Here is a 4,586-nt window from a genome sequence, read left to right on the forward strand (position 1 = left end):
GAGTAAGGGAGGAACCACGCGGGGGCCTGCCAAACTTTCGAATCAGCGGCTCCTGGAGACCTCCGGGTTGGCCAAGGCCGCGCACGCCGCGTCCTGCGGCGAGGGTGGGCTCGACCCCGGCGAGGTAGCTAAGGAGTTCGCCGCGCTTGTCACCAGACCTGCCCTGACGGGCGAGGACTGGTTGCTGGTGGACGCCGACCTCCCGGAGGGCTGCTCGGCCCAGGTGGGGGAGTGGACCCTGGAACGGGTGAACCCCCAGCGGTTGGCCGAGCTGCGACCTGAGGGTGTACTCGGCCGGTTCCGGCCGTTCGCGCTGGACTTCGGTCTCCTGGACGGGGCCGCCTTTCTCCACCGGGAAACGGCTTGGCGGCCAACTGGGACAGTCCTTCCGTGGCCAGTGCTGCACGCACGCCCGCAGGTCCGCTTTGCGGTGCCGCAGGGCGTGCTCGGGCTCTGGGCGTGCGAACCGGTCCACCTGGATGCCATCTACTACCGGGAAAACGGCCGGCAGACCGTGCGCGAGTTCGGCAGCGTGCCCGTGGAGGAGCAGTCCAATGACGGGGAGAATTTCTGGGAGCGTCGCATGGATGGCCCGTACAGGGTGGAGCCAGCTGAACTGGTCGCCTTCACGATATTCATTGCGGCCTCCGGTGAGCTGATGGCCACCGCTGCTGCCGAACTGACCGCCGCCAGGAAGCTGGCCGACCGTAAGCCGAGTCCGCGGGCGCAGCGCCTGGCCCGTGCCACCGAGCACTTGGTCCAGGCGACTCACGCAACGTACGGGGGCGATTACGTCCTTCACGGGATGCTGGACGAACTGGTGACGCACTACGTGATCGCCCTGGAAGCACTGCTGGCGGGTGGGGAGAGCGAAGGTCTGACCCGACGGGTCGGCCAGCGTGCCGCTGCCCTGCACCTGACCGACGACGCTCGCACAGATGCTGAGGACCTGGTCCGCCGGGCCTACGCAGCGCGGTCCATCTACGCCCACGGGGCGCCACCGCCCGCCAAGGAGAAGGACCGGTTCCCCGAGAGTGACCTGCCGCGCCTGCGCCAACTGACCTACCGGGTGCTACTGCGCTGGCTTGTGCTCTGGGCGCCAGATGAAAGGGACCAGCCCCAACCGCACCAGCAGCAGCACCAACTACTGGACCGGTCCTTGATCTCCCGCCAGGTAGCCAGCAAGAAGATCGAGGAGCCGCTGCGCCGGTTCTACGCCGCTACGCCTGCCCGCGGATCTGCCCGCCGACGTGTGCTGAGGTGAGCCGCGCGGGTCGGATGGGCTCCAGGGAAAGTACTGGGCTGGGTCGCAGTGATCGGATCGCGCCTGTGGGGTCTGCCGGCTGCAGTCGTTTGCATCTGAGCGGTGAAGCCGACCTCGCCCCTGGACCCGGACTCCGCCGCCCGCCCTGCTGCGCCGCCACGCTCACGGTGAAGGCCCGCCGGGCGGCGCCCGCCGGGCCCGTGCGGCCGGGCCGTCGGTCCGGTGGTGTCCTGGCCTGGGTGCCACCGTCGTGGAGCGGGCAGCCAAAAGATCTGGGCGTGGTGCCGGTGCCGGGTGCTGGCAGGCTGCCCCGTTCCTCGAGCACCTGGTGTGCGGGGTGGTGGCCGGGCAGGCTAGTTTACTCGGGTGAGTCTCCTTGATGATGTGGCCGAGCGTGACGGCTGGCGCTGCTGGGTGTGTGACGAATCGGTCGACCCCGACGAGTCGGTGAACGACCCGCGGGGGCCCAGCGTGGACGGCCGGACCGCCGACCGCAAGGCCAAGGTCGCCGAGCGGCTCGCGCACCGTGGGTGCAACACCCGTAAGGGCGCGGTCAAGGTGGTCATCGCCTGGCCGGACCGCCTGTACGTGGTCGAACCCGCGCCGCTGATCACCGTTGCCGGGAGGCTGGAGCGCAAGGGGGGCCGCGAGATGGTGGGCCGTTGTCCGACCAGGCAGGACGCCCAAGAGGCGGCGGATTGGCTGGTGGACCGGTTCTCCCGACTGGTACCGGGGCTGCCGGTGACCGCCGACATCGAGGCGGGCGGCGGTCAGTTCCTCGTCATCCTGGCCACCGGCCGCCGCTGATCGCGTGCGGGGGCGGCCCGAATCACCGTACGGGTGATCACGTTCGGGGCATCGTTCGAGGCCAGACCATAAAGAACAAGCTGAGCCCAAGTGCGGCGAGCGCGGTGAGCTTGTCGGCGGTGAGCTTGGCTCGGCGGGTCTTGCTGTTCGACAGGAACACTGCCCTTGCCGAAAACCTCATCCGCCCTGGTGGGAGCTTGGTGTGCGGGGTCTCGGGCCCGGGGGCTCGAATTGGTCCTCTCGCGCGACTGGTGACCGCCCCGGCATGATTGCCGATCGTGCTGCTGCGATTGGCTTACCTGACCGTGACGAACGCGTTCGCGATGCTGCGTGTGCTGCCGATGAGCGATCGGGACAAGGACGCGGAGATCCTCGCCTTGCGCCATCAGATCACGGTGCTGGAGCGCCAACTCGGTGGCGAGACGGTGCGGTTCACCCCGAACGATCGCGCGTTCTTGGCGGCGTTGCTGCATCGGATGCCGGTCGAGGTGCTGCGCAGGGAGCGGCTGCTGGTGCGTCCGGACACGGTGCTGCGCTGGCACCGCGATCTGGTCGCACGCCGCCATGCGGCCCGGTCCCGGCCGAAGCGCTCGGGACGGCCGTGGATCCTGCGCTCCATCCGCGCCCTGGTCCTGCGGCTCACCCAAGAGAATCCCAGCTGGGGGTATCGCCGCATCCACGGTGAACTTCTCGTTCTCGGTATCAAGGTGGCCGCCTCCACCGTCTGGGAAATCCTCAAGGAGGCCGGGATTGATCCGGCGCCCGAACGAGCCTCCAGCACGTGGTCGGACTTCCTGCGCTCGCAGGCCGACGCCCTGTTGGCGTGCGACTTCCTGGAGACGGTCACGCTGTCCGGGGCGCGGCTGTATGTGTTCGCGGTGATCGAGCACGCCAGCCGGCGGATCAGGATCCTGGGCGCCACCGCGCACCCGACCGCCGCGTGGGTGATGCAAGCCGCGAAAAACCTCGTCATGGACCTCGAAGACGCCGAATGCCGGGCAAGGTTCCTGATCCGTGACCGCGACGGGAAGTTCCCCGCCCTGTTTGACACCGTCCTCAAGGACGCGGGGATCGAGGTCGTGCTCAGCGGCGTACGGATGCCGCGCATGAACTCGATCATGGAAAGGTGGGTGCAGACCTGCCGGTGTGAGCTGCTGGACCGCACCTTGATCTGGAACCAGCGGCACCTGCTCCACGCGCTACGGGAGTTCGAAGAGTTCTACAACTCCCACCGGCCGCATCAGGGCATCGCCAACGCCCGTCCGCTGCACCCGCTGCCGGTGCCGATCACCGATCCGGAGCAGATCACCCGCCTCGACATACGAAAACGCGAACGACTCGGCGGCATCCTCCACGAGTACCAACATGCCGCCTGAACTGGGCGGATGAGGTTTTCGGCAGCAGCAGGGCCAGACGCCTGCGTAAGTCGGGTAACAGCCCCTGGGGCCACGGCAGACCCTGCCTTGAGCGTGGGTGCCGGCGTGGATCTATATGGCGTCGACCGGTTCAGGTGGCGCGAGACAGGACCCACCGCATCTCTTTGAGGGGCGGGAGCGATGCCCGCCTAGGGTGAGGGGCGAGCCCTGGCGGTCACTGGGGGAGAGGCGCAATGATCAGGCTCATGCGCATTCTTCTCCTTGGCGGCACCTGGTTCCTGGGGCGCGCCGTCGCCGAGAACGCCCTGGCGCGCGGTTGGAGGGTCACGACCTTCAACCGCGGCCGCAGCGCCCCCGACCTGCCAGGGACCGAGCCGGTGCACGGCGACCGCACCAGTGCGGACGACCTCAAGCGGCTTGCCGCTCACGGCCCGTGGGACCTCGTCGTCGATACGTCGTCCTCCGAGATGGCCCCGTGCCAGGTCCTCGACGGCACGCGCGTGCTGGCGGCAGAGGCGGAGCGGTACGTGTACGTCTCCACGGTCAATGCCTACCGGGGATGGCCGCACGAGGCGCTCACGGAGGACAGTCCCGTCTATGCGGCGCCGCCGGACGCGTCCCGCGAGTATGGCGCCGGCGACGGTGTGACCGTGCACTACGGCATGCAGAAGGCCGGATGCGAGGCAGCTGTGTTGTCTCAGTTCGGGGACCGGGCGACAGTGTTGCGGCCCGGCGTGATCCTGGGCCCTGGCGAGTACGTGGGGCGCTTGCCGTGGTGGCTGAACCGGGCCCGGCGGGGAGGCGCGATCCTCGCCCCGGGCGGGCCCGGCACGCACGTCCAGCCGGTCGATGTCCGGGACGTCGCCGAGTTCGCGCTCACGGCAGCACCCGACGCCTACAACGTGGCCGCGCCGCGCGACCGGGACACCATGCGGGACCTGCTGGGGGCCTGTGTGGCCGTCACCGGCAAACGCGGGCGCCTGGCGTGGGCGCCGGACGAGCTGCTCACCGCGCACGGTGTTCGGGAGTGGACCGAGCTCCCGCTGTGGCGCACAGCAAAGGGCACGTGGGCCGTCGACAGCACGCGCGCGCAAGCTGCTGGGCTCGTGTGCCGTCCGCTCGCGCAGACAGTCGCCGAC

The 4,586-nt window shown here is 69.2% G+C and carries 4 protein-coding genes; all 4 read left to right on the forward strand.

The window, feature by feature from the left end; translation table 11 throughout:
• Positions 1-1,264: hypothetical protein (locus tag ACWFR4_RS47700; RefSeq protein WP_453658111.1), on the forward strand; the 1,264-nt coding region annotated here is incomplete at its 5' end.
• Between the two features lie 366 nt (positions 1,265-1,630).
• A complete protein-coding gene (locus ACWFR4_RS47705; protein ID WP_453658113.1) occupies positions 1,631-2,071 on the forward strand; it encodes a hypothetical protein in 441 nt (146 codons plus the stop codon).
• 278 nt (positions 2,072-2,349) lie between these two features.
• Positions 2,350-3,447 carry an integrase core domain-containing protein gene (locus ACWFR4_RS47710; RefSeq protein ID WP_453658117.1) on the forward strand — a complete coding sequence of 366 codons (1,098 nt, stop codon included), beginning with the start codon at positions 2,350-2,352 and terminating at the stop codon, positions 3,445-3,447.
• A gap of 245 nt (positions 3,448-3,692) precedes the next feature.
• A partial coding sequence (locus tag ACWFR4_RS47715; protein ID WP_453658115.1) for an NAD-dependent epimerase/dehydratase family protein occupies positions 3,693-4,586 on the forward strand: 894 nt, incomplete at its 3' end.

Source organism: Streptomyces sp. NPDC055140 (genome assembly GCF_053607285.1).